Genomic DNA, 24,621 nt, shown 5'->3' on the forward strand with positions numbered 1-24,621 from the left:
AGGTACATCCACCCTGGCGGATTCCTTCCACTCAGGGCAGAGTGGGACACCAAGCGGCGCTAGGCCCCCTCCCCCCTCGGGCCCAGCCGCTTCGCGGCCCCGGCTCAAGGCGTACTCCCCCCAGACGCCCAGCCGGGGCCGCCTTGCATCTCCGTCCTTTGTGGTCGCGCCGGCGGCCGATCGGGATCCGTGTCAGCGTTTCGGTGGCGTCGTGGTCCCGCGCACGATCAGCTGGGTCTCCGCCATGATCTGCGGCGCGTCGGTGTGATCCGAGTCCAGCCAGTCCAGCAGGAGGTTCACGGCCGTGCGTCCGGCCTGCGCCACCGGCATCGCCACCGTGGTCAGCGCGGGCGAGCACAGCGCGGCGTAGGTGAGGTCGTCGAAGCCGGTCACCGACACGTCGCCCGGCACGGAGACGCCCCGGTCGCGCAGCCGTGCCAGCACGCCCAGCGCCATGATGTCGTTGTAGGCGACGATCGCCGTCGTGCCGGCCGCGAGGGCGAGGTCCGCCGCCTGCAGGCCGCCCTCGAAACGCGGTGCGAACGGCCCGAGGTCGACCAGGTCCACCCCGTGCTTCGCCACCGCCGTCATCAGGCCGCGGCGACGCTCCTGGTTGGACCACGAGGTGCGCGGCCCGTTGAGGTAGGCGATGCGGCGGTGCCCCAGCGCGACGAGGTGGTCGATGACGGCGTGCATGCCGCCCGCCGAGTCCATCAACGCCGCGGGCACGCCGGGCAGGCGCCGGTTCAGCAGCACCAGCGACGTCACGCCGGCCACCTCGCGGACCTGCGAGTCCTCCAGGCCCGGCGCGCACAGCACGACCCCGTCCACCTGCTTGGCCATCGCGTGCACGAGCTTGGCCTCGGCGACCGGGTCCTCGTCGCTGTCCGCCACGAACACCGCGTAGTCGGCCTGCATGGCCCGTGCCTGCACGGCCTTGAGCACGCCGGTGAAGAACGGGTTGTCGAGGTCCGGCACGACGATGCCGATGTTGCCCGTCTTGCCCGTGATCAGCCCGCGAGCCGCCCTGTTGGGCTGGTAGCCGAGGTCGGTCGCGGCAGCCAGCACACGGGTCCTGGTCTCCGGGCGCACGAGCTCCGGGGACGTCAGCGCACGCGAAACGGTGGCCACCGACACGTGTGCCCTGCGTGCCACGTCGCGGATGGTGACTGCCACTTGTACCTCACCCTCAACAGCCGGTTGAACCAATCATGACGGGTGCTGCCGGGAAAGTCCGTCGAGCAGCAGGCCGATCAGCCGCCGGGGGTCGTAGCGCGGGTCGTCGTCCCGGCCGATGCACAGGTTGCCGATCCCGCGCATCAGCTCGAACGGCCGCACGTCGGCGCGGATCTCGCCGGCCTCGGCCGCCGCGTCGAGCAACGAACCGCACACCGGTCCGAGCCGGTCGAGGAAGTACGCGTGCAGCGACGCGAAGCCGCTGCTGTCCGACTGCATCGCGCCCGCGAGCCCGTGCTTGGTCACCAGGAAGTCCACGAACAGGTCGATCCACTTACGCAGCGCGGCGGCAGCGGAGTCCTCTGTGGACAGCAGGGCGGGGCCGGCCTCGGCGCAGGCCTCGACCTGGTGCCGGTAGACGGCCACGACGAGGTCCGCGCGGGTGGGGAAGTGGCGGTAGATCGTGCCCATGCCGACACCGGCCTCGGCGGCGATCTCGCGGATCGGCGCGTCGACGCCCGACCGTACGAACACCTCGGCGGCGGCGGCGAGCAGCGTCTGCTCGTTGCGCACGGCATCGGCTCGCTTGCGTGGTGGCACGCGCGCTCCTTCCCGAGCGGACGGTTGACAAAGCGGAACAGTGCTCCGTATCGTTCCGGAACGTCGCTCCGCTTGAGTGGACTGTACTCGAAGGGAACCCCATGACCGTCTTCACGGTGAGCCCTGTTGCGCTCGCAACCCCCGGCAGGCCCGTTGACCTGCAGCTGAAGGTCTCCGCGCCGACCGAGGGCACCGGCCTGCCGATCCTGCTGCTCTCGCACGGGCAGGGCTACTCGAACCACCTGTCCTCGCTGAACGGCTACGCGCCGCTCGCGAACCACTGGGCCGAGCAGGGCTTCGTCGTCCTGCAGCCCACGCACCTGAGCAGCAGGAGCCTGACGCTGCCGGAGAACACCCCTGGTGCGCCGATGTTCTGGCGTTCGCGCGCCGAGGACATGTCGCAGATCATCGACCGCCTCGACGAGATCGAGAAGGCCGTGCCGCAACTGCGGGACCGCTGGGACCGCACGAAGATCGCCGTCGCCGGGCACTCGATGGGCGGCCACACCGCGAGCCTGCTGCTGGGCATGAGGACCGAGGGCGTCAGCCTGAGGGACGACCGGATCAGCGCGGGCGTGCTGCTCGGCTCGACGGGCCGGGGCGACGTGGTCACCGACGTGGTGAAGGAGCACTACTCCTTCATGCAGGACACGGACTTCAGCGAGATGACCACGCCCGCGCTCGTCGTCGCCGGCGACGCGGACGCCTCCGCGCACCTGACCACCATGGGGCCGGACTGGCACGCCGATCCGTTCCACCTCGCGCCCGGCCCGAAGGACCTGCTCACGCTGTTCGGCGCGGAGCACGGGTTCGGTGGTGTCTCCGGCTACGACGTCGCCGAGACCACGGACGAGAGCCCCGAACGCGTCGCGGCCGTGCAGCGGCTCACCACGGCCTACCTGCGTGGTCAGCTGCACGGCGCGACGGACTGGCAGGACCTCAAGGCTGCCGGGATCACCGAAGGCCGCATCGAGTCCAAATAGGACTCAGTGCGCGTTCGGCTCGGGGTTTCGCCCGGGCCGTGACAGGAACTCGAAGTCGCAGCCCTGGTCGGCCTGCGTGATGTGCTCGTAGTACAAGGCGCCGTAACCGCGTTCGAACTTCGGCGGTGGCGTTGTCCACGCGTCACGACGACGCGCCATCTCCTCGTCGGAGATCTCCACGCGCAGCACCCGCGCCTCGACGTCCAGCGTCACGAGGTCGCCGTCCCGCACCAGTGCCAGCGGACCGCCGATGTGCGCTTCCGGTGCCACGTGCAGAACGCATGCGCCATAAGAAGTTCCGCTCATCCGCGCGTCCGACACGCGCACCATGTCCCGGACACCCTCGCGCAGCAGCTTGTCCGGGATCGGCAGCATCCCGTATTCCGGCATGCCGGGCCCGCCCTTGGGGCCGCCACCGGCCAGCACGATCACCGAATCCCTCGTCACCTCCAACGACGGGGAGTTGATCCTTGCCCGCAAGTCCTGGTAGCCGTGGAAGACCACGGCGGGCCCGGTGTGCCTCCACAACGCGGGATCGGCCGCGACGTACTTGATCACCGCTCCGTCGGGGGCCAGGTTGCCCCGCAGCACGGCCAGCCCGCCCTCGGGTGAGATCGGATCGTCCAGGGGGCGGATCACGTCGGAGTCGTACACCTCGGCGCCGTCGAGGTCCTCCCCGAACGTCCGCCCCGTCACCGTGATCCGCTGGAGGTGCAACGAGTCCCGCAACCGCGACAGCAGCCCGCGCAGCCCGCCCGCGTAGTAGAAGTCCTCCATCAGGTGCGTTCCGGCGGGCTGGACCGAGGTCAGCACCGGCACCTCGCGCGACAACCGGTCGAAGTCGTTCAGCGACAACGGGATCTGCGACCGCCCGGCCATCGCGATCAGGTGGATGTACGAGTTCGTGGACCCGCCCAGCGCCAGCACGGTCCGGATCGCGTCCTCGTAGGCCTCCGCCGACAGCACGTCGCCGATCGTCAGCCCCTCGCGCACCATCTCGACCACACGCATGCCCGACGCGGCCGCCATCCGGTGGTGCGCCGAGTCGACGGCCGGGATCGACGACGCCCCCGGCAACGTCAGCCCCAGCGCCTCCGCGGCGGCCGTCATGGTCGAGGCCGTGCCCATCGTCATGCACGTGCCGGGGGAGCGGGCCAGCCCGGACTGGATCTCCGCCCAGTCGCCGGACGAGATCGTGCCCGCCCGCTGCTCGTCCCAGTACCGCCACATGTCCGTGCCGGACGCGAGTTTCTCGCCCCGCCAGTGGCCCCGCAGCATCGGCCCGGCGGGCACGAAGACGGCAGGCAGCCCGGCGGAGGCCGCGCCCATCAGCAACGCGGGGGTGGTCTTGTCGCAGCCGCCCATCAGCACGCAGCCGTCGACGGGATAGGACCGGAGGATCTCCTCGGCCTCCATCGACAGCATGTTCCGGTACAGCATCGGAGTCGGCTTCTGGTACGTCTCCGACAACGTGGAAACCGGGAACTCCAACGGGTATCCGCCCGCTTCCCAGACCCCGCGCTCGACCTGCTTCGCCCGTTCGCGCAGGTGCATGTGGCACGGGTTGATGCCGCTCCACGTGTTCAGGATCGCGATGACCGGCTTGCCGAGGTGCTCGGCGGGGTTCAGGCCGAGCTGACGCATCCGGGCGTTGTGCGAGAACGCCCGTAGCCCCTCGCCCTCGAACCACTCCGCACTCCGGAGCCTCTTTCGGGCAAGCCTCACAAGAGGCTCCACGAGTTCAACAGCACGCCCACGGCCGAACGGTCAGCCTCCGACAGGACAGAAGCAGGCGGCCGCACGTCCCGGCGGCACAAACCGAGCTGTGCCAGGGCTTCCTTCACGACGGACACGTTGTTCGCCGACTCGCCGGCCGCCCGCAGCTCCTCGAACCTCCGGACGAACTCCCAGAACTCCATCGCCGCACCGAACTCACGGGCCCGCAGGCACCGGAACATCTGCAGCGAGAGCTGCGGCGCGACGTTCGCCAGCCCGGACGTGAACCCGGTGGCCCCGACCGCGAAGTACCCCGGCGCCGACAGTTCGGCCAGCCCCGCGATCCACGTCAGCCGCTCGAGCCCGGCGTCGCGGGCGACCGAGGCGAACCGCACCGGATCCGGCACCGCGTACTTCACGCCGACGACGTTCGGACACGCGTCCGCCAACGCCGCGATCTGCGCGCCGCCGATGCGCGGGTTCCGCATGTACAGGACCACGCTCAGCTCGGGCACCGCCGAGGCGATCGCCCGGTGGTAGTCGACCCAGCCGTCCAACGAGACGTACGGGTGCACCGGCTGGTGGATCATGATCCCCCGAGCGCCGGCCCGGTCCGCGAACCGGGCCGCGGCCACGGCGGACGACAGGTCGTGCCCGACCCCGGCGACGATCGCCGCACGGTCCCCGGCCACGTCCACGGTGATCCGCAGCGCGCGTTCGGTCTCGGCGGAGGACAACGTGTAGAACTCGCTCGTGTTGCCGTTCGGCGTCACGACCGAGATCCCGCCCTCGAGCATCCGGTCCACGACCGCGGCGTAGCTCTTCTCGTCGATCGCCCCGTCCGCGCCGAACGGTGTGACGGTGATCGCCACCACGGAAGCCAGCTGCTCGGACAGGTCATCGAACGACATCGGAAAGCTCCTCGACCACTCGATCGGCGAAAGTCCGGATGTGGCGGCGCAACAGGTCGGCCGCGACGTCGCCGCAGCCCTCCTCGGCGGCGACGAGGATCGCCCGGTGCTCGGCGGCCTCGGCGTCCCAGGTGGGGTGCAGGCCCCAGCCGGCGACGGTGATCAACGCGGCCTGGTCGCGCAGCCCGTCGAGGATCCCGACCAGCAACGGGTTGCCGCACCCGGCGTAGAGCGCGCGGTGGAAGCGGCGGTTGGCCAGGCTGCGCCGCGCCAGGCCGGGGACCTCCTCCAGGGCTGATCTCGCCTCGGTGAGGTCCGCTCCCAGCTCGACGGAACGGCGCAGTGCCTCCGGTTCCAGCAACATCCGCACGTCGTAGACGGACGCGGCCATCCCGGCGTCGACCGTGCGGACCGTGGCGCCCTTGTACGGGCTCATCACCACGAGCCCCGACCCGGCGAGCGTCTTGAGCGCCTCGCGCACGGGCGTCTTCGAGACGTTGAGCGTCGCGGCGAGATCGGTTTCCACGAGCGCCTGACCGGGCTTCAGTTTTCCGTGCAGAATCGCTTCTTTGATCGATTCCAGAACGAAGTCCGTCCGGGACGCCGGAACGACTCCAGGCCGGTCATACATCATATATGAGAGCGTAGGAGCTGGTAGAGCCCCAGGTCAACCTACGTTGAACCAACTTCCTCGCAGGCTCGTTCTGAAGATGTTGGTCACCGCCGTACGCGGGGCTGGAGAAGAAGAAATTCGAATGTCCTGGGTACCGACGAGTTGAACGAGAACGACATGCTGATGGAAGAACTGCCACCGGAGGCCGCGATCGACGGGCCTCCGCCGGACCTGGACCACCTGCTCCAGCGCACGCTGGGCACGGTCCGTGAAGAGAGACATCAGGCCGTGCGCCGCCGAGGGCGCATCACGGCTCTGTCGTCGACCCTTGTCGTCGCCGGAGTGCTCGCTGGGGGCGTCTGGCTGGGTCAGGGAATGGGGGTCGGTGGCACCGAGAACGTCGACGCGCTCCTGCAGGGCACCTCGTCGACGGGTGCGCGGATGGCCGTCCAGGTCACCGACACCGAAGGTGGCTTGAAGCTGGTCGCGACGGTCGACGGCATGCAGGACGGGGAAGCCTGCTGGCTGGTCGTGCACACGAGGGACGGACGGACGTTCACCGCCGGCTCGTGGAGGGCGCACAGCGGCGAGGTGACCCTGGCCGGGTCCGCGATGGTGCGGGCAGGGGACGTGAGCGGGGTCAGCGTGGTCGACCACGATCGGCAGCCGCTGGTGACCGCCCACTGACGCGGGACTTGCCCGGCGCGCCGGGTTATCGTCGTGCCCGGACGCGCCGGCCAGTCCTGCTGAGACGGCGCGCTTCTGTTCGCGCGGACGGATTGGCAGGCTGTGGACGTGGCCCGGAACAAACCGGTGACCTTCGCGGTCGCGGTGGTCGCGCTCCTCGTCGTCACGGCCTCCGCGGTCCTGCTGTGCGGCACGTCCAGCGGCGCTGACCAGTACGTCAGCGAGCTCGACCAGGTGCTCGCCGGCCCGAAGACCCCGAGCGTCGTCATCCGGTGCGGCGCGAACGAGGACCGCCACCTCAACGCGGACAACCCCGTCGTCTCACCGGGCATCCCGTTCGGCGCTCACCACACGCACGAGTACGTCGGCAACAGGTCGGCGGACGCCAGGTCGACCGACGAGTCCCTCGCGGCCGCGACCACCACGTGCGAGAACGACGACCTCTCGACCTACTACTGGCCCGTGCTGCGCCTGACCGACGGCGTCGGGCACGACGAGCACGCGGACGGCGGCGGCCTGCACGGCAACACCGGTGAGGTGCTCCGGCCGAAGAGCGTGGAGATCAGGTACCACGGCAGCCCGGTGAGCGACGTCCTGCCGATGCCCCGGTTCCTGCGCCTGATCACCGGCGATCCGTCGGCGTTCTCCAACGACCACGGCCCGAACACGCGCGCCCGGTGGGGCTGCTCGGACCGGCCGGACCGCTACACGACGAAATACCCGTTGTGTGGAAACGCGACCACGTTGCGCAGCTACGACTTCGGCAGCTGCTGGGACGGCAACAACACCGACAGCGCCTCACACCGCACGCACGTGGTGTTTCCGCTGACCGGCGGCATGTGCCCGGCCAGGACCTTCCCTATCCCGCGCCTGCACGTCACCGTGGGCTACGACATCCCCGCGGGTCGCCCGTTCGCGATCGACAGCTTCGAGGAGGAGCAGCGCGACCCGGCGACCGACCACGCGATGTACGTCAACGCGATGCCGGCCGACCGGATGGCGGAGTTGGTCGGACATCTCAACCGTTCCCGCTAACATCCGGCATTCCAATTTTTCGTTGAAGAGCCGTTGAACCGAAGCTCTCTGTCGCTCGTGTGTCGGCTGAGGTCTTGAACAGGACGCCCGCAGAGGTGTTCGCGGGCGGGGAGGAGTGGGTGGATGGCGGCTTTGTTCTCCCGCAAACGGGAGACCGCGGCCGACGAGGCACTGATCCGATCGCTCTACGAGGAGCACGGCCGGGCGCTGCTGGCGTACGCGACGCGGCTCACCGGCGATCGGGCGGCTGCCGAGGACGTGGTCCAGGAGACCCTGGTCCGAGCTTGGCGCCATCCCGACGCCCTCGTGAACGGCAAGGGATCGGTGCGTGGCTGGTTGCTGACGGTGGCGCGCAACATCGTCACCGACAGGGTTCGTGCGAAGGCCGCGCGTCCTCAGGAGGTGGCGGAGTCTCCGGCGACGCCACCGATCGAGCGCGACCACGCTGACCAGGTCGTCGACTCGGTGGTGGTGCTCGAAGCGCTCGACCGGCTGTCCTCCGACCACCGCGACGTGCTGATGGAGATCTACTTCCGCGGCCGGAGCGTGACGGAGGCGGCGGCGGCGCTCGGGGTGCCACCTGGCACAGTGAAATCGAGATCGTATTACGCGTTGCGAGCCTTGAGGGAGACCTTCGGCGGTCAGAAGGTCGCACTGAAGGGGGTGGCCGGATGACCACGCGACACGACCCGCAACTGCTCGGTGCCTACGTTCTCGGGGCACTGGACGAGCAGGAGGTGCGTGAGATGGACGAGCACCTGGCGTCCTGCCCCGACTGCGCGCGCGAACTCGGCGAGCTCCGCGACATGGAGGCCTTCCTCGGCGAGGTGCCGCCGGAGGCCATGCTGGACGGCCCGCCCGAGGGCGGCGATCTGTTGTTGCAGCGCACCCTGCGCCAGGTGCGTTCCGAACGGGGCGGCGTCGCACGGCGTCGTCAGTTCGCGCTCGGTGCCGCGGCGGCCGTCGTGGCCGCCTTGGTGCTCGGTGCCGGTGTCTTCGTCGGTAAGGCCACGTCACCCGATGTGACGGCCCTTCCCACCCCGACGGTGGCACCGGACCCGGCGGGCACCAGGCTCGCCACGTTCACCGACCCGCTGACCAAGGCGTCGATGACCGTGAAGGTCGTCCCCGCCGCCGGGTGGGTCCGCACGAACATGGCGATCAACGGCATTCCCGAAGGCGAGAAGTGCCGGATCTTCGTCGTCGCGAAGGACGGCAGCCGCCAGGAGGCGGGCTCCTGGGTGGTATCCAAGAAGGGTGCCGCCGAGGGCACGAACCTGGACGGTTCCGCGCTGGTCGACCCCAAGGACGTGAAGTCCGTGGTGGTCGAGAACTTCGCGGGCAAGAAGTTCGTCGAGGTGCCGGTACCGGCGTGACCGAGAGGCCGCTTCCGCATAGTCGGAAGCGGCCTCTCTTCTCACGGCCTGAGCACGACTTTCCCCGCCGTGGCACGGGATTCCAGCGCTTCGTGGGCCGCGGCCGCGTCCTTCAACGCGAACGGCGGGTTGACCAGAGGCACGAACCGCCCGCTCGCCAGCCCGGCCATCGCCTCGTCCTCCAGCACCCGCAGCCCTCTTCGCATCAACCCAGGTCCCAAAGCGACAGTCGCGGTGAGACTGTTGGTGAACAACGCCTCCGTGCTGATCGGAGTCGAGGTCCCGGACGCCCACCCGTAGATGATCTGCCGCCCACCGGGCCCCAGCGTCCTCAGCGCCTGCGCCCCCGCCTCGCCGCCGACGCCGTCGAGCACCACGGTCATGTCCTTGAGCCCGTCCGCCCACCCGTCGCGCGTGTAGTCGATGGCCGCGTCCGCCCCGTTGTCCATGACGAGGTCGAGCTTCTCGCCACTGGCGAGCCCGATGACCTGCGCCCCGACGTTGCGCGCCTCCTGCACGAACAACGCGCCCATGCCACCGGCCGCCGACGTCACCAGCACCACGTCGTCCTTCGTGAGCTTCGCGACGTCCAGCACCCCGACCACCGTGCGGCCGGTCCCGATCATGGCGACGGCGACCTCGAACGACACGTCGTCGGGCAGGCCGTGCAACGAGCTGACGCCGGCGACCGCGAGCTCGGCGTAGCCGCCGTTCGCCTGGCCGAGGTGCGCGACGACCCGCCGCCCCAGCCACTCGGCCTCGACCCCGTCCCCGAGCGCCGTGACGACCCCGGCGACCTCACGCCCCGGCGTCATCGGAAAGTCGACAGGCCCGAAGCCGCCCTTGCGGATCGTGGTGTCGACCAGGTGCACCCCGGCGGCCGCGACGGTGATCCGCACCTGACCGCTCGCCGGCTCCGGGTCGGGAACCTCCTCGAAGCGCAGGTTCTCCGCCGGGCCGAACTCGTACTGCCGAATCGCGAACATGGCGCCCACGCTAGGAGCTCGACCGAGCTGGAGGTCAACTGTCTGTTTCGCCGGCGTTTGGCGGCCTGATCGTCCGAGTCGTCGTTGTCGTTACGCGACGAATAACACGCGTGCAACTGTGCCTTCGATCAGCGATTGGTAGCGCGGAAATCGGAACCCGGAGGTACCTTGCTCGCGGCACCGAGTCAGCACCGGTGCTGGTCGCACGCACGTACCTCTGGGGGTCGTTTTGCGCATACGCATGCGCTTCACCGTGCTCGCCGTGGCTTTGTCCACGCTCGCGGGCACGCTTGTCGCAATACCACCGGCCGGCGCCGACACAGTTGATCGCGGTGACGAACGCATGCGCGTTTTCACCGTCTACCAGGCGGGTGGTGCTGCCGTCCGCGAGGCTGCGGCCACCGCGCTCGTCGGAACAGACGCCGACATCAAGGCGTTCTTGGACAACGGGTGGGACCGCGCGGCTCAGTCCGACGAGCGGGCCCGTGTCGCCGAGATGCTCGACAACGGCGGGGTGACGGTCAAGCAGGCCGCCCAGAACGCGCTCAACGCGGGTAACGCCGCCGCCGTCACCGACTTCCTCAAGACCGGGTGGGCACCCGCAAACCAGCAGGACCTGAGGATCCGGGTCAATCAGATGATGGCCGTTGGTGGCCAGCACCTGCGCGACGCCGGTCAGACCGTGCTGGACGCCGCGACCGAGGACGGCTACCGGGCGTTCCTCGACCAGGGCTGGCGCACCCCGCAGACCGCTGACCTGCGTATCCGGGTCAACCAGCTGATGGCTGCCGGTGGGGAGAAGGTCAGGCAGAAGGCCCAGGAGGCGCTCGACGCCGGCACCGTCGAGGCGTTCGAGCAGTTCCTCGACTACGAGTGGCCGACCGCGCAGGCACGCGACCAGGAGACCGCGTCCATCGCCGAGCTCGCCCGCGTCGCCAAGGTCGCCGGTGAGCTCGCCGCAGCCGAGACCCAGGCCGCGAAGGACGCCTCCGCACAGGCCGTGACCGAGGCCCTGCTCGCCAAGGAGGCGGCCGAGAAGGCACGCCAGGCAACGGAGAGCGCCGGCCACAACGCGGCCGAGGCGGCGAAGGCGGCCGCACTCGCCGCCGACGCGGCCAACCGGGCTGCGAAAGCCGCCGCCGAGGCGATCAGCGCCGCGAACGCCGCGAGCACGGCCGCCCGCGTCGCCGCCGGTGCCGCCTCCCGTGCCGCGACGGCCGCTGCGATGGCCGGTCAGGCCGCGTCCCGCGCCTACGATGCCGCCGCCGCGACCGCGATGGACGCCGCCAACGTTCCGTGGGCCAGGGACTCCGCCGTGGCGGCGCGCCAGGCCGCCGCGGACGCCGGATCGATCGCCGAGGCCATCGCGAAGGCACTGGAGGCCCTCGACAACGCGACGATCGCTGCGCGTTCGGCAGCCCGTGCCGCCGAGGGTGTCGCGGACGCCGCTGCTGCCGCGACCCAGGCCGGTGATCTCGCGAACCAGGCGGGCGCCGACGCCGCGATCGCCCGCAACGCCGCAGCAGCCGCGCGCAACCAGGCGGCGCGTGCGAGCCGGGCCGCCCAGGCGGCCACCGACCTCGCCGCGACCGCCGCCCAGGCGGCGCGCAACTCCAGGGACTTCGCCAACCGGGCCGCCGCGGACGCGATCAAGGCGGCAGAGTCGGCCGAGGCCGCGATCCTGCACGCGGGCAACGCCCAGATGGCCGCGGCCGAGTCGACCAAGCACGCGAACGCCGCGACCAACGCGGGGAACACCGCGCTCGAGGCCGCCGCGCAGGCCAGGACGATCTACGACGCCGCCCGCGCGGCCGAAGCCGTGAAGCTGGAGATCCGCGCCGGCCAGGCGGCGGAGGCCGCCCAGCTGGCCAAGTCGGCGGTGGCCGGTGTGCAGGCCTCGCAAAAGTTCGACGCTGACCAGGCCTCGTTGCGCGACGCCGAGACAAACCGCCTGATCGCCGAGGCGACCGCACCCGGCGCTAACGACACGGTCGTCACCGCGAACGGCCGCAAGATCGCCATTCGGCTGTCCGAGGACAAGGGCCCGTGGACGAAGGAAGCGGCCGTCGGAGCCCTCGTCAGTTCGGACGCCGAGGTGCGCGAGTACGTCCGCAGCGGCATCGCGCGTGCCGCGGGCCGGGACGACCGGGTGACGCTCACCAGCATGTCCAAGGCGGGCAGCCAGTCCCTGAAGGACGTGGCCGCCGCGAAGCTAGCGGGTTCGGACGCGGACGTGCGGGCCTTCCTGCTCGACCCCGTCCACCCGAGCCGCGACACCGAGGCCAGGATCAAGGTCAACCAGCTGCTGGCGGCTGCGCAGGCTGCCAACCGCTCGACGACGGTCACGATGGCGCAGAAGGCCCTCGACGCGGGCACGGGTGCCGCGTTCCGCACGTTCCTGGACAAGGACAGGTTCTCCGCGGGCGTCGTCGACGACCGGATCCAGGTCAATCGCGTCATCGCCGACCCGGCAACCGGCGCCGAGACCAAGGCGATGGCCCAGGCCGTCCTCAGCGGCCCGCCGACCGCGATCCAGCACTGGCTCGAGACCGGCCGCCTGGTCTCGGTCAAGCGCGACCAGGAAACGGTCGCGCATGTCGCCGAGATGCAGGGCTACCTCGCCATGGCCGCCGGCGCCGCGGCAACGGCCACCAAGAACGCCAACGAGGCGCAGGCCTCGGCGGCCGTGGCCCGCAACGCCGCGAACGAAGCCTCCGCCTACGCCCAGGAGGCACAGCGCAACGCGGCCGCCGCCGCGACCTTCGCCCAGGAGGCCAAGGACTCGGCCTCGGCCGCCGAACGTTCCGCGCAGGACGCCGCCAACTCCGCCCGAGTCGCCCGCAACGCCTCCACGCAGGCGCAGGCCTCCGCCCATGAGGCCATGAAGTCGGCCACGTGGGCAGAAGCCTCGGCCAAGGAAGCCGCGGGTTTCGCAGCGGCCGCCTACGGCGCCTACCGCCAGGCCTACGACATCGCGACGGCGGCGGGCAAGCAGGCCGACGAGGCCCGCGCCGCCGCGGACGCCGCGCTGGCCGACGCCGACCGCAGGATCAGCGACTCGCTCGTCCAGAAGCTGCACCTGCAGGTCGAGAACTGCCGCGCCCTGACCGGCGCGCAGCACGAGAACTGCATGAACCTGTTGTCGCAGAACGAGTACGACACGGTCTCGCGGGTTTTCATGAACGGCGAGGCCTGCTGGACGCTCTACGGCCACATGAAGGACAGCTCGACGTTCCACAACTGCACGGCCGACGCGATGAGCACGGACTTCGCGGAGCACCGCAACCTCCAGCTCGCGCTGGAACTGGTCAACACGCTCACCATGATCCTCGGCGGCGCGGCTCTCGCCGGAGCCACGGTGCTTGTCGGGGCGGCCGCCTGGCAGGTGGCCGTGGCCTGCTCGGGTTTCTGCGGCATGATCCTGAATGCGATCGACCCGATCGCGGCCGCGTTCTTCCCGGGCATGGTGATGACCGCCGCCGCGTCAGTGGGCGTGGCAGGCGCCAGGATCGCTGGCATTATCAACGACCTGCGATCACGGGTCACCACTTCAGCCAACTCGGTGGCGGAGAGCGTGACGATCGCGGCGAGGCTGGCGGAGCACGAAAGGCGGTTGCTACTCGGGGTCGACGCGGCGAAGGACAAGTTCAGCATCGACGAGATGAAGGTCGCCCTGTGGTTGGAAGACCACTACCAGTTGCAGCTCATGCGCTGGAACCTGAACATCCCGGGCAAGAAAAACCCGGACTGGATCGATGCGAGCGGCAGGACCTACGACGCTGTCGGACCGGTGCCTACACAGCACTTCGACGCGCAGTGGGCGTCCGGAGGTACTCAAAATTCGATCGCGAAGCACGCGGCCACGATCGACATCGTGCCCGTCGACGTCTACGGCCTCACACCTGCTCAAGCCAAGCTGGTGCGGGACTACGTCAGCCAGAACTACGACCCGTCCAAGGTGTACGTCATCGAGACGGCGAGGTGACGTCGTGGCTGGGAACAGGAAATCTCTGTGCACCAACGATTTCAGGGGGAATAACCAATGAGGACGATCACCAGGCTGGCGCTGGCCGCCGCGGCGGTGGGCGTGGTCGCCGCCGGTGGCGTGTTTGCTGCACAGGCGAACGAGCAGGCGGCCGCCGATGAGCAGCCGTCGCTGGTCGAGGACTTCAAGTACCCCGACGCGGCCAGGATCCTGGCCGAGGACAACGTCAACCTGATCTCAGGTGACGGACACATCCTCTACGTGCCCTGCGCGGATCAGCCCGTGAACGGCGTGGGCACGATCGAGATCTGGTCGTCCGACCTGTCCGTGGGCGGGCACGACAACGGGCAGGTGTGCCTCAAGGTCGTCGGGACCACCGGCTACATCACGTTGTCCATCCCGCACGTCTTCGAGATCCGGGGCGACGGGCACGGCAGTGCGCAGGGCCACGCCGGCATCGCCGAGGTCACCCCGGTAAGCGGCGGCGCCGTCAAGACCGTTCCGCTGAAGCCGAACGGCTCGCAGCAGGTCGGTATCACCCAGCCCGGTGGCAGCCCGGAGACGTTGGTGCGCCTGGAGATCAAGCCCTGACGTGGGGCTCCGCAGCGCGCCGGCCTCACCGCGGGCGTGCTGTTCCACGCGCCGGACAGCGGTGCGGCACGACAAGAAGACTTGAGGAAGAAGAAACATGAGATCGTGGCCCAGAGCGGCGGCCGGCGCCGTCGTCACCGCGGCAGTGACGGCCGGGCTCGTCGCGTCGCCGTCGATGGCGTTGTCCGGGGGCACGGTTGTGCCCGACGGCTCTTACAAGTTCCTCGCGAAGATTTCGAAGTCCGCGATGGCGGCGTGCTCCGGGGTGCTCGTCGACCCGGTGTGGGTGTTGACCGCGAAGGGATGCACACCGGACGGCGCCACGGTTTCGCTGGCCGGCAGGACGATCGGCATCGCCCGTGTCGTCGAGAAGGACGACCGCGACGTGGTTCTCGTGCGCCTTAAGGAAGCCGTCGGGGACGTCGCGCCGATCGCCATCGGCGCCGCTCCCGCGCAGGGCGAGGTGCTACGCGCGGGTGGCTTCGGTCGCACGGTCACCGAGTGGGTGCCGGACCGTCCGCGCACGTCTCTGTTCACCGTCGGGTCGAGCAACGGCCAGACCGTCGCGCTGACCGGCAACGACGGCGTCGACACCTGCAAGGGCGACGCGGGCGGACCGGTGTTCCGCGAGGTCGGCGGGGTGCCGCAGTTGGTCGGTCTGAACGCCGCCTCATGGCAGCACGGGTGCCTCGGTGTGTCCGAGACCAGGCAGGGCAGCACGGCGGCCAGGGTCGACAACCTTGGGTCGTGGTTCGCCTCCGAGTTCCTCGACGTGAGCGCCGTCGCCGCGCCACGCCACGCGATCAACCTCACCTGGGTGGCCAGGGGCAACCAGTCGTTCAAGGTGTACGCCGCGCAGACCGCGGACGTGCCGATCGGTGCATCCACTTTGGTCGCGACGGCGATCACTCCTCGTTTCACCCACAGCGCGCTGGCTGCCAAGCAGAGGTGGTATTACCGCGTCGTGCCGGTGCGCGACGGGCAGGACGGTCCTGCCTCGGGCGTCGCCACCGCGACTACGAAGGTGCCCACCCGCAACGACTTCACCGGTGACGGCGTCGACGACCTCACTGCCGCGTACGACGTGGGAGGCTTCACACTCGGCCTTCCGGTCTGGACCGGCGGCCAGGACGGTCTCGGCGCTCCCGAGTTCAAGCTGACCGGTCCGGCCGGTGGCTTCGACCTCAACCGCGCCCGGTTCCTGAGCGGTGACTTCAACGGCGACGGCAAGGCCGACACGGCGGCCTTCTACAACTACGACGGCGGTGACACGAAGATCCTCGTCTTCTACGCCGGTGCCACCGGCTACGCCGACTGGCAGGAGAAGTGGACCGGTGGTGCCGGCAACTGGCCGGCCCAGACGTCGAAGGTCCTCGCCGGCGACTTCAACGCCGACGGCAAGGCCGACATCGCCGCGTTCTACGACCTCGGCAACGACCAGACGAAGCTCTTCGTCTGGTCCGGCACGGCGACCGGCTTCGAGGCGCCCGTGGCGAAGTGGGACAGCGGCCAGAACCAGTGGAGGCAGGCCAAGGGCACCTACCTGGCCGGTGACTACAACGGCGACGGCCGGGTCGACGTCACCGCGGCCTACGACCACGGCGACGGCCGGATGGCGCTGTGGACGTTCGAGGCGACCGCCGACGGCTTCACCGCCCCGGTGCACCGCAAGGAGGTTACCGGCTGGGGCGGCTCGCAGGCCCGGTACGTCTCCGGCGACTGGAACGGCGACGGCCGCTCCGACATCGGCGCGTTCTACAACTACCCCGGCGGCCAGACCAAGCTGCTGGTCTTCTACGTCACCGCGACGTCGTTCGACGGCTGGTCGGAGAAGTGGGACGGTCTGCCGGGCAACTGGCCGGCCCAGACCGCGCGTGTCACGTCCGGCGACTACAACGGTGACGGCCGCGCCGACGTCGTCGCGTTCTACAACTTCGACAACGGCCTGACGCGTTCATACATGTGGAAGGGCACCGCGACGGGCTTTGACGCGCCCGTCCAGCAGTGGGACGGCGGGCAGGGCAACTGGCCCGCGCAGTCGGCTAGGGTCCTCTGACACGACAACCCGAATCACGGCGAGGGGGCCTGGGACGGTCCACATCGGATCGTCCCGGGGCACTCCGCTTGGAGTGATACCGATGTCCAGTGACTTCTTCGTGTACCGCGCCGGAACCTGGTACGGCAAGATCTGGAACGCCTCACACGGCGTCTACTCCTGGGTGCTGGAGCGGATCGCCGAGCACACCACGAATCCCGCCGTCGCCGAGGTGCTCCGCGAGCACGCCGACGACAACGCGTTCAACCTCATCTGGTACCCCGAGTACGGCGCGGAGATCGTGCGGGTGATTCTGGGGCCGTTGCGCGACGACCTCGCGGGGGAGACCGAGTATGTGCGCACCCTCGTCCTGGAACTGGTCGCGATGGCGGAGGGCTGGGCCGACGCGACCGACGTGTTCCCGGTGTTTTTGCCGTGGCGGCTCAGCCGCGTGGAGAACGGTGGGACGGTGCGCTACCGCTCGTCGGAGGAGCCGGTACGAGACGTCGTCTTCGGCGGCGTGCGGGCCGCCGACCTCCCCGAGGAGGTGACGAACCTCGAGATCAGTCCGGTGCAGGGTGGGTACGAGGTGCGCTCGGTGGGGTTCGAGGCCGTGGTGACCGCGGAGAGCCTCCGCATCCTGGGTGATCCGTATGCGGGCCCGCTGGAACACCGCAGCTCGTTGGGGTGATTGAACTTCAGCTGGTGGTGTGCGGCACACGGAATGATCATGGTCGTGACGCTGGGACCTGAGTCAGTGACGTGGCGGCTGGGCTGGTGAACCCGGTTCGAGCTGGTTGTGCTGGGGCGGGTGGTGCTGATGCAGGTCGCGCACCCGGTCATCGCCGCCGCGGTGCGCGACGGCTACCGCGCCGACCCGTTCGCGCGGCTGACGAGGGCTAGCACCTCGCCGCAGCTGCTGTTGTTTCGGTGGAGAGCAGGCCGGGCAGGAGGCGGAACGGCTGGTGCGCGCCCACGCCAGGATTCCCAGCGACCTCACGGCGTTGCGGGCCAAGCTCGGTCTGGAGTGGACGGACCGCGACGGTGCAGGCTGCGCCGGCGGGTCGTGTCCGCGTTCGTCTCGGCCAGCCTGCTGCACCATCCGGTGCCGTTCCGGGCAATGCTCAGTGCGCGATCATCACGTGCTTGACGCGCGTGTAGTCCTCCAGGCCGTGCATCGACAGGTCCTTGCCGTAACCCGAGGCGCCGAACCCGCCGTGCGGCATCTCGGCCGCGACGAGGCCGTGCGTGTTGACCCAGACGATGCCGAAGTCGAGCCGTGCGGTCAGCGCCGCGACCCGGCCCGTGTCGCGGGTCCAGATCGAGGACGCGAGTCCCTGCGGAACCCCGTTGGCCAGAGCGATCGCCTCGTCGTCGGAACCGAACGCCTGCACGGTGATCAGCGGCGCGAACGCCTCCTCCTGGACCAGTTCGTCGCCCTGACCGGGGCCGGAAACGACCGTAGGTTCCAGGAAGAAGCCCTCAGAGCCGTGCCTCTTTCCTCCACAGTGGACGGTACCGGACGTGCGGGACAGCAGGCCGAGCACGCGGTCCAGCTGGGCCTGGCTGTTCAACGGCCCGAAGTCGGTGCCGGGAACCTGCGACGAAGCGGCTTTCACCAGTGCGGCAACGAACTCGTCGTGCACGGCCGAGTGCACCAGCACGCGTGACGCGGCGGTGCAGTCCTGGCCCGCGTTGTAGAACGCCGCGCCCACAACGCCTTCCGCTGCGGCGGCGACGTCCACGTCGTCGAACACCAGGACCGGCGCGTTGCCACCGAGTTCGAGGTGCGTGCGCTTCACCGTCGCCGCGGCGCTGCGGGCCACCTCGACGCCGGCGCGGGTGGAACCGGTCAGCGACACCATGGCGGGCACGGGGTGCTCGACCAGCAGCCGGCCGGTGTCGCGGTCGCCCAGCACGACGTTGAACACGCCCGCCGGGAGAACGGACGCGGCGAGCGTGGCCAGCAGCACGGTGGAGGAGGGCGTGGTGTCGGCCGGCTTCAACACCACCGTGTTGCCCGCCGCCAGGGCCGGGGCGATCTTCCACACGGCCATCATCAGCGGGTAGTTCCACGGCGTGATCTGCGCGATCACGCCGACCGCCTCACGCCGCTGGTACGAGGTGTGGCCGGGCACGTACTCACCCGCGGCGGCGGTGCCCAGAGCCCTTGCCGCACCGGCGAAGAACCGGATCTGGTCCACGCACTGCGGAATCTCCTCGTCCAGCAGCACCGAGCGGATCTTGCCGGTCTCGCGGACCTCCGCACTGGCGACAGCCTCGGCGTTCGCTTCGAGGAGGTCGGCGAGCTTCAGCAACGCCAGCTGGCGTTCGCCGGGCGTGGTGCGCGACCACGCGGGGAAGGCCGCCTCGGCGGCACGCACCGCGGCGTCGACCTCGGCGGCCCGGGAGACGACCGCGCGGCCGAACTCCTCGCCGGTGGCGGGATCGATGAGCGGTGAGGTCTCTTCAGCGGTGACGGAGGTGCCGTTGACGAAGTTCGCGACGATCACGTGTGCTCCAGGTGCGTGGGGGCGAACATGCGCAACACCGCGGGCAGCACGACCACGTGCGGGCCGTCCCCGGCGAACGCCTTGGCGAGGTCCTCGCTCAGCGACTCGGGTGTGCTACGGGTAGCGGGCACCCCGAACGCCCCGGCGAGTGCCACGAAGTCCGGGCGGGCCAGTTCGGTGGCGGTGGCCTGGCCGAACGCGTCGGTCATGTACTCGCGCAGGATGCCGTAGCCGCCGTCGTCGACGATCAGCCACACGACCCGCGACCCGTGCTGCGCGGCCGTCGCGAGCTCCGAGATCCCGTACATCGCGCCGCCGTCGCCGGACACCGCGAGCACCGGCCCGTCGACGGCCGCCGCGACCCCGAGCGCGGCCGGGAAGCCGTAGCCGAGCCCGCCGGAGCCCTGGGCGGAGAACTGCGCGCCACCCCGCGGATCCCAGGCCGACCAGGCCCAGTACGCCAGAATCGTCATATCCCAGCAGGTCGGCGTGCCGTCCGGAACCGCCGCCCGCAGCGCGGCGAGCACCTGCCACTCCAGGTCGAGCTCCTGCTCCGAGAACCGGTCCCGCACGCTTGCCAGCAGCCCCCGCACCCGTTCCTCCGCGGCACCGTCCACGGCGCGGGCCGTGACGCCGGAAGCCAACGCGCGCAAGGCATGCCGGGCGTCGGCGTGGATGCCGAGCGCGGGGTAGTTCGACTCCAGCTTGCCGAGGTCGGCCTCGATCTGGACCACCGCGCCGCGCGGCCGGAACGTCCGGTAGTTGCTCGACAGCTCACCCAGTCCCGATCCGACGACGAGCAGCACGTCCGCGTCGGCGAGGAACTCCGTGGTGTGCCGGTCCTCCAGCCACGACTGCGCGGAAAGCGGGTGCTCCCAAGGGAAGTTGCCCTTGCCGCCGAACGTCGACACGACCGGCGCCCGCAGCTTCTCCGCCAGCTCCAGCAGTTCGGCCGACGCGCCGAGCGCGCCGCCACCGGCGAGGATCACCGGCCGGTCGGCGCCGTTCAGCAGCCGCACGGCCTCCTCGACCAGTTCGGCCCGCGGGTGCAGTTCGCGCGGCGACCACGCCACCGACGTCACGGGCGGCACGGAGGCGGGCCCCAGCAGCACGTCCTGCGGGATCTCCACCCACACCGGCCCGAACGGCGCGGTCAGCGCGATCTCCCACGCCTCGGCCAGCGCCGACGGGATCTGCGACGCGTGCCGGACGACCCGCGCGTGCTTGACCACGTCGCGGAACGAGGCCAGCTGATCGGTCAGCTCGTGCAGGTACCCGCCCCGCACGCCACCGAGGCCGGCCGAGGGGATCTGGGACGAGATGCCCAGCACCGGCGCCGACCCGGCGGCCGATTCCTGCAGTCCGGCAAGGGTTTGCAGCGCGCCGGGCCCGGTCGACACCAGCAGCGGCGTCACCGAACCGGTGATCCGCGCGTGGCCGTCGGCCGCGAACGCGGCGTTGACCTCGGTCCGCGAACCCACGTACCGCAGCTCGGACCGGCGCAGGGCGTCGAACAGGCCCAGGGCGTGCTGACCGGGGATGCCGAACACCGTGTGCGCGCCGAGCGCCTCCAGCGTTTCGACCACGACGTCACCGCCGTTGCGCGTCACTGCCCCTCCTTCAACGCCAACAGGCCCACCAGGTCATAAGCTACGTGCGAGGCTGCCACAGACGTGATGTCCGCGTGGTCGTAGGCGGGCGCCACCTCCACGACGTCGGCGCCCACCAGGTTCAGGCCGCGCAACCCGCGCACGATCTCCAGCAGTTCCCGCGACGTCATCCCGCCCGCCTCGGGCGTCCCGGTGCCGGGGGCGTGCGCCGGGTCCAGCACGTCGATGTCGATCGACACGTACAGCGGGCGCGAACCGATCCGCTGCCGCAGCGCGTCCACGGTCTCGTCCACGCCCCGCCGCATCACGTCCGACGACGTCACGATGCCGAACCCGAGCCGCCGGTCGTCCTCCAGGTCCTTCTTGCCGTACAACGGTCCGCGCGTGCCGACGTGCGAGATCGCCTCGGTGTCGAGGATCCCGTCCTCGACCGCCCGCCGGAACGGCGTCCCGTGCGTGTACGGCTCGCCGAAGTAGGTGTCCCACGTGTCGAGGTGCGCGTCGAAGTGCAGCAGCGCCACCGGCCCGTGGATCCGCGACACCGCCCGCAGCAACGGAAGCGCGATCGTGTGGTCACCGCCGATGGTGACCAGCCGGGTGCCGTCGCGCTGCAGATCGGAAGACGCCTGTTCGATCGTCTCGATGGCCTCGCCGATGTGGAACGGGTTGACCGCGATGTCCCCGCCGTCCACGACCTGCAGGCGTTCGAACGGCGACACGTCCAACCCTGGGTTGTAGGGGCGCAGCAGCCGGGACGCCTCCCGCACGGCCGCGGGCGCGAACCGCGCGCCCGGCCGGTACGAGACGCCGGTGTCGAACGGGACTCCCACCACCGCGACGTCCGCGTGCGCCACCTGGTCGAGGCGCGGCAGCCGGGCGAAGGTCGCCGGGCCCGCGTAACGCGGGACCCGCGAGGAGTCGACGGGGCCGATCATGCGTTCACCAGTTCCTCTTCGGTCGCGTCACCGGCCACCCGGCGGTCCCACGTCGCGAGCACCGCCGGATCCGTGGCAGGGGTGGCGAGACTGACCACGACGTACGTCACGAAGGACGCGCCGAGGCTGTAGTAGATGGCTTCGTTGGCGTACACGTCCACGAACACCATGAACCCGATCGCCGTCAGCGAGCCCACCGCCATCGACGCCATCGCGCCGAGCCGGGTACCGCGCTTCCACACCAGACCGCCGATGATCGCGACCAGCAGCCCGCCGACGAGGATGTTGTAGGCGACGGTCAGCGCGGCCACGACATCGTTCAGCGCCACCGCGATGGCGATCGCGACGACACCGATCACGAGCGTGAACATCCGGTTGTTGTGGACGTCGGAGTCGGTCTTCCTGCGCCAGATGTCGTTGGACGCCACCGTGGCGCAGGCGATGAGGGCACCGGACGAGGTGGACATCATCGCGGCCAGCGCGGCGGCGAGCACGAGGCCGCGCACACCGGTGGGCAGCAGGTTCTCCACGATCGTCGCGAACGCCTCGTCCTTGTTCGCGATGTCGGGGTACAGCGCCTTGCCCGCGAGGCCGATCAACGCACCCGCGACCGCGTAGACGAGGCAGTAGAGGCCGGACGTGATGCCGCCCCACGTCGCGACCTGAGGCGACTTGGCGGTGAACACACGCTGCCAGATGTCCTGGCCGATGAGCAGACCGAACACGTAGATCAGCAGGTACGTGATGATCGTGCTGACGCCGATGTTGCCGACCTCGAACATCGCCGGGTCGTTCAGCCGCTCCTGGATGCCGTCGAAGCCGCCCGCGGTGGCGAGGCTGATCGGCAGCAGCAGGAACAGGATGCCGACCGTTTTCACGACGAACTGCACGATGTCGGTGAGCGTGATCGACCACATGCCGCCGAGAACGCTGTACAGCACCACGATGCCGCCACCGATGATCACGCCGACGGACTTCGGCAGTCCGAAGAGGACGTTGAAGATGGTGGAGTACGCGATCGTGGACGTGACGGTGAGCATCAGCGTGTACGCCGCCATCACCAGGCCGGAGACCATGCTGGAGTTGCCGCCGTAGCGGAGGTCGAGCATCTGCGAGACGGTGTAGACCTTCAACCGGACGATCCGGCGCGCGAAGAGCGCGCTGAGCAACAGGATGCCGAGACCGATCGCGAAGACCATCCAGGCGCCGGAGATGCCGTACTTGTAGCCGAGCCCGACACCACCGATGGTCGACGCGCCGCCGAGCACGACGGCCGACATGGTGCCGGAGTACATCGTGAAGCCGAGCCTGCGTCCGGCGACCAGGTACTCGCTCTTGCTGGTGGCGCGGCGCATGCCCCACCAGCCCATGCCGATCATGCCGAGCACGTAGGCGGCGATCACCGCGTAGTCGAGAGCCACTGTCGGACCTCCTTGGGTTGCAGGTCACAGTAGGAACGCGGGCTGGCGCCGGTAAGTGGTCGTTGTGCACAATTGCCGCACCATGGTTGTGCAAACCGTCCCACTGCAGGATCTCGTGGCCCGAGTCGACCTCGGGCTGACCGTCCTGTGTGGAGCCGGCGCGCTCGACCGGCCGGTCCGCTGGGCGCACGTGTCCGAGCTGGAGGACCCGACGCCGTACCTGGTCGGCGAGGAGCTGCTGCTCACGGCCGGCGTGCGGTTCCCGTCCGACGTGCCCGCGTACGTCGCCGGGCTGGTGTCCTCCGGCGTCTCGGCGATCGGCTTCGGCATCGAGCCGGAGTTCCCGACGGTGCCGTCGTCGCTGGTGGAGGCCTGCGAGGCGCAGGGCATGCCGCTGCTGGAGGTGCCGCCGTCGACGCCGTTCCTGGCGGTCTCGCAGGCACTCGGCGCGTTGCTCGCGGAGATCGCCGTGCGGGAGCAACGGATGCTCGCCGACAGCCAGCGCGCGCTGACCCGTGCCGCGACCCGCGTCCGTCCCGTCGAGTCGGTGCTGACGACCCTCGCCGTGGTGCTGAACTGCCGGGCCGACCTGGTGGATCCGGCTTCGGCGCCCGAGGACGTCGCCTCGCTCGCCGCGCGGGTGTCGTCGGGCCGGGGACCCCGTTCGGCCTCGGCCCAGGTGGGTGAGGACCACGTGACGTTCGATCCCGTCGAGTCCGCCGTGCTGGTCGTGCGCCGGGTGACACCGCTGTCGCCCGCCGAACGGGCCGTCGTCGCGGTGGCGCTCGCGTTGCTCGGGCTGCTGCGCCGTGACCTGGAGAGCGAACGCGGCCGGATCGCCCGGCTCGCCGCCTCGGCCGTGCTGCGGTCGCAGGTGTCCGGGGTGGAGAAGGTCCTCGGGCCCGGCCCCTACCGCGTGGTGGCGGGGGAGTCGCGCGCCGACTACGACGTGCTGGCACAGCGGTACGGGCCGCTGGTTTCCGTGCTGGACGGCGGTTTCCTGGCGCTGGTGGCCTCCGGGCTGGAGGTGTCGGGACCGGTCGGGGTCTCGTCACCGGTCGCGGAGACCGGTGTGGAGCGCGCCGTGGACGAGGCCTCGGCGTTGCTCGCCAGGGCCCTGGCCACCGGCGAGCCCGCCTTCCCGGCGTCCGACCTGGCGTCCCTGGTGGACCCGGTCGCGGCCAGGGAGTTCGCCCGCCGGCAGCTGGCACCGCTCCTCGGGCGCCCCGAACTGATCGGCACGCTGAGGGTCTGGCTCGCCCAGCACGGCGGCTGGGACCGGGCCGCGACGGTGCTCGGCGTGCACCGCAACAGCGTCCGGCACCGGATCTCACACGTCGAACGGCTGCTCGGTCGTGATCTTGGAACGGCCGATGCGCGGGCCGCACTGTGGCTCGCTCTGACGTGGCTCGATTAATTCCTTTGCGGCGAGCGTGCGCTCTCGGTCA

20 protein-coding genes are annotated in these 24,621 nt (G+C 70.2%); 10 read left to right on the top strand and 10 right to left on the bottom strand.

Annotation, left to right across the window (positions count from 1 at the left end; genetic code table 11):
• Window positions 1-192 precede the first annotated feature (192 nt).
• Together BLR21_RS17490 and BLR21_RS17495 are read right to left on the bottom strand one after the other, a co-directional pair.
• A complete protein-coding gene (locus BLR21_RS17490; protein WP_090006894.1) occupies window positions 193-1,176 on the bottom strand; it encodes a LacI family DNA-binding transcriptional regulator in 984 nt (327 codons plus the stop codon).
• Between the two features lie 33 nt (window positions 1,177-1,209).
• Window positions 1,210-1,776, bottom strand: coding sequence for a TetR/AcrR family transcriptional regulator (locus BLR21_RS17495; protein WP_090006895.1), 567 nt, complete (start codon window positions 1,774-1,776; stop codon window positions 1,210-1,212).
• Between the two features lie 101 nt (window positions 1,777-1,877).
• On the opposite strand from BLR21_RS17495, the gene BLR21_RS17500 reads away from it, so the two are divergent.
• The gene (locus BLR21_RS17500; protein WP_090006896.1) at window positions 1,878-2,759 is read left to right on the top strand and encodes an alpha/beta hydrolase family protein; all 882 of its coding nucleotides are present in this window, start codon (window positions 1,878-1,880) and stop codon (window positions 2,757-2,759) included.
• Window positions 2,760-2,762: 3 nt separating this feature from the next.
• Here BLR21_RS17500 and araD read toward each other — a convergent pair whose 3' ends face one another.
• The 3 genes from araD to BLR21_RS17515 are packed head-to-tail and all read right to left on the bottom strand — an operon-like array spanning window position 2,763 to window position 6,020.
• Complete coding sequence (araD, locus tag BLR21_RS17505; protein ID WP_090006897.1) at window positions 2,763-4,484, bottom strand: L-arabinonate dehydratase; 1,722 nt, start codon at window positions 4,482-4,484, stop codon at window positions 2,763-2,765.
• Window positions 4,481-5,386, bottom strand: coding sequence for a dihydrodipicolinate synthase family protein (locus BLR21_RS17510; protein WP_090006898.1), 906 nt, complete (start codon window positions 5,384-5,386; stop codon window positions 4,481-4,483). The genes araD and BLR21_RS17510 overlap by 4 nt, the downstream gene beginning before the upstream one ends.
• The gene (locus BLR21_RS17515) at window positions 5,373-6,020 is read right to left on the bottom strand and encodes a GntR family transcriptional regulator (protein ID WP_256334747.1); all 648 of its coding nucleotides are present in this window, start codon (window positions 6,018-6,020) and stop codon (window positions 5,373-5,375) included. Before BLR21_RS17515 ends, BLR21_RS17510 begins: the two co-directional genes overlap by 14 nt.
• Before the next feature lie 156 nt (window positions 6,021-6,176).
• Here BLR21_RS17515 and BLR21_RS17520 point away from each other — a divergent pair, with 156 nt between their 5' ends.
• The 4 genes from BLR21_RS17520 to BLR21_RS17535 all read left to right on the top strand — a co-directional run bounded on the left by BLR21_RS17520 (window position 6,177) and on the right by BLR21_RS17535 (window position 9,097).
• Window positions 6,177-6,686 carry an anti-sigma factor gene (locus tag BLR21_RS17520; RefSeq protein ID WP_143027748.1) on the top strand — a complete coding sequence of 170 codons (510 nt, stop codon included), beginning with the start codon at window positions 6,177-6,179 and terminating at the stop codon, window positions 6,684-6,686.
• 108 nt (window positions 6,687-6,794) lie between these two features.
• Window positions 6,795-7,721: a DUF1996 domain-containing protein gene (locus tag BLR21_RS17525; protein ID WP_256334748.1), complete on the top strand. Its 927-nt coding sequence runs from the start codon at window positions 6,795-6,797 to the stop codon at window positions 7,719-7,721.
• 123 nt (window positions 7,722-7,844) lie between these two features.
• Window positions 7,845-8,396, top strand: a complete 552-nt coding sequence (locus tag BLR21_RS17530) for a sigma-70 family RNA polymerase sigma factor (protein WP_090006900.1) — start codon at window positions 7,845-7,847, stop codon at window positions 8,394-8,396.
• A complete protein-coding gene (locus BLR21_RS17535; protein ID WP_090006901.1) occupies window positions 8,393-9,097 on the top strand; it encodes an anti-sigma factor family protein in 705 nt (234 codons plus the stop codon). Before BLR21_RS17530 ends, BLR21_RS17535 begins: the two co-directional genes overlap by 4 nt.
• 41 nt (window positions 9,098-9,138) lie before the next feature.
• On the opposite strand, the gene BLR21_RS17540 is transcribed toward BLR21_RS17535, so the two are convergent.
• The gene (locus BLR21_RS17540; protein WP_090007123.1) at window positions 9,139-10,083 is read right to left on the bottom strand and encodes a zinc-binding dehydrogenase; all 945 of its coding nucleotides are present in this window, start codon (window positions 10,081-10,083) and stop codon (window positions 9,139-9,141) included.
• A 241-nt stretch (window positions 10,084-10,324) separates the two neighbouring features.
• On the opposite strand from BLR21_RS17540, the gene BLR21_RS17545 reads away from it, so the two are divergent.
• The 4 genes from BLR21_RS17545 (at window position 10,325) to BLR21_RS17560 (ending at window position 17,385) form a co-directional block, all read left to right on the top strand.
• Window positions 10,325-14,068 carry a hypothetical protein gene (locus BLR21_RS17545; protein ID WP_090006902.1) on the top strand — a complete coding sequence of 1,248 codons (3,744 nt, stop codon included), beginning with the start codon at window positions 10,325-10,327 and terminating at the stop codon, window positions 14,066-14,068.
• A 57-nt stretch (window positions 14,069-14,125) separates the two neighbouring features.
• A complete protein-coding gene (locus tag BLR21_RS17550; protein ID WP_090006903.1) occupies window positions 14,126-14,659 on the top strand; it encodes a hypothetical protein in 534 nt (177 codons plus the stop codon).
• Between the two features lie 97 nt (window positions 14,660-14,756).
• The gene (locus BLR21_RS17555; RefSeq protein ID WP_090006904.1) at window positions 14,757-16,715 is read left to right on the top strand and encodes a trypsin-like serine protease; all 1,959 of its coding nucleotides are present in this window, start codon (window positions 14,757-14,759) and stop codon (window positions 16,713-16,715) included.
• A gap of 82 nt (window positions 16,716-16,797) precedes the next feature.
• Window positions 16,798-17,385 carry a hypothetical protein gene (locus BLR21_RS17560; RefSeq protein ID WP_090006905.1) on the top strand — a complete coding sequence of 196 codons (588 nt, stop codon included), beginning with the start codon at window positions 16,798-16,800 and terminating at the stop codon, window positions 17,383-17,385.
• 433 nt (window positions 17,386-17,818) lie between these two features.
• Here BLR21_RS17560 and BLR21_RS17565 read toward each other — a convergent pair whose 3' ends face one another.
• From BLR21_RS17565 to BLR21_RS17580, 4 genes are read right to left on the bottom strand one after another with little or no spacing between them, the layout of a single operon-like run.
• A complete protein-coding gene (locus tag BLR21_RS17565; RefSeq protein ID WP_090006906.1) occupies window positions 17,819-19,207 on the bottom strand; it encodes an aminobutyraldehyde dehydrogenase in 1,389 nt (462 codons plus the stop codon).
• Complete coding sequence (locus BLR21_RS17570) at window positions 19,204-20,817, bottom strand: thiamine pyrophosphate-binding protein (RefSeq protein WP_090006907.1); 1,614 nt, start codon at window positions 20,815-20,817, stop codon at window positions 19,204-19,206. The genes BLR21_RS17565 and BLR21_RS17570 overlap by 4 nt, the downstream gene beginning before the upstream one ends.
• Window positions 20,814-21,752, bottom strand: a complete 939-nt coding sequence (gene speB / locus BLR21_RS17575) for an agmatinase (RefSeq protein WP_030476287.1) — start codon at window positions 21,750-21,752, stop codon at window positions 20,814-20,816. Before speB ends, BLR21_RS17570 begins: the two co-directional genes overlap by 4 nt.
• Window positions 21,749-23,173: a sodium:solute symporter family protein gene (locus BLR21_RS17580; RefSeq protein ID WP_090006908.1), complete on the bottom strand. Its 1,425-nt coding sequence runs from the start codon at window positions 23,171-23,173 to the stop codon at window positions 21,749-21,751. The genes speB and BLR21_RS17580 overlap by 4 nt, the downstream gene beginning before the upstream one ends.
• An 82-nt stretch (window positions 23,174-23,255) precedes the next feature.
• Between BLR21_RS17580 and BLR21_RS17585 the strand changes: the two genes are divergently transcribed.
• Complete coding sequence (locus BLR21_RS17585; protein ID WP_090006909.1) at window positions 23,256-24,590, top strand: PucR family transcriptional regulator; 1,335 nt, start codon at window positions 23,256-23,258, stop codon at window positions 24,588-24,590.
• Window positions 24,591-24,621: the final 31 nt, after the last annotated feature.

The sequence above is a fragment of the Lentzea albidocapillata subsp. violacea genome (genome assembly GCF_900100275.1).
GTDB lineage: Bacteria > Actinomycetota > Actinomycetes > Mycobacteriales > Pseudonocardiaceae > Lentzea > Lentzea violacea.

Bases quoted from the DNA above. Each gene is read 5' to 3' on its own strand.
- BLR21_RS17500 (WP_090006896.1), top strand. From the start codon at position 1,878: ATGACCGTCTTCACGGTGAGCCCTGTTGCGCTCGCAACCCCCGGCAGG.
- BLR21_RS17510 (WP_090006898.1), bottom strand. From the start codon at position 5,386: ATGTCGTTCGATGACCTGTCCGAGCAGCTGGCTTCCGTGGTGGCGATC.
- BLR21_RS17515 (WP_256334747.1), bottom strand. From the start codon at position 6,020: ATGATGTATGACCGGCCTGGAGTCGTTCCGGCGTCCCGGACGGACTTC.
- BLR21_RS17520 (WP_143027748.1), top strand. From the start codon at position 6,177: ATGCTGATGGAAGAACTGCCACCGGAGGCCGCGATCGACGGGCCTCCG.
- BLR21_RS17530 (WP_090006900.1), top strand. From the start codon at position 7,845: ATGGCGGCTTTGTTCTCCCGCAAACGGGAGACCGCGGCCGACGAGGCA.
- BLR21_RS17535 (WP_090006901.1), top strand. From the start codon at position 8,393: ATGACCACGCGACACGACCCGCAACTGCTCGGTGCCTACGTTCTCGGG.
- BLR21_RS17540 (WP_090007123.1), bottom strand. From the start codon at position 10,083: ATGTTCGCGATTCGGCAGTACGAGTTCGGCCCGGCGGAGAACCTGCGC.
- BLR21_RS17545 (WP_090006902.1), top strand. From the start codon at position 10,325: ATGCGCTTCACCGTGCTCGCCGTGGCTTTGTCCACGCTCGCGGGCACG.
- BLR21_RS17550 (WP_090006903.1), top strand. From the start codon at position 14,126: ATGAGGACGATCACCAGGCTGGCGCTGGCCGCCGCGGCGGTGGGCGTG.
- BLR21_RS17555 (WP_090006904.1), top strand. From the start codon at position 14,757: ATGAGATCGTGGCCCAGAGCGGCGGCCGGCGCCGTCGTCACCGCGGCA.
- BLR21_RS17560 (WP_090006905.1), top strand. From the start codon at position 16,798: ATGTCCAGTGACTTCTTCGTGTACCGCGCCGGAACCTGGTACGGCAAG.
- speB (WP_030476287.1), bottom strand. From the start codon at position 21,752: ATGATCGGCCCCGTCGACTCCTCGCGGGTCCCGCGTTACGCGGGCCCG.
- BLR21_RS17585 (WP_090006909.1), top strand. From the start codon at position 23,256: ATGGTTGTGCAAACCGTCCCACTGCAGGATCTCGTGGCCCGAGTCGAC.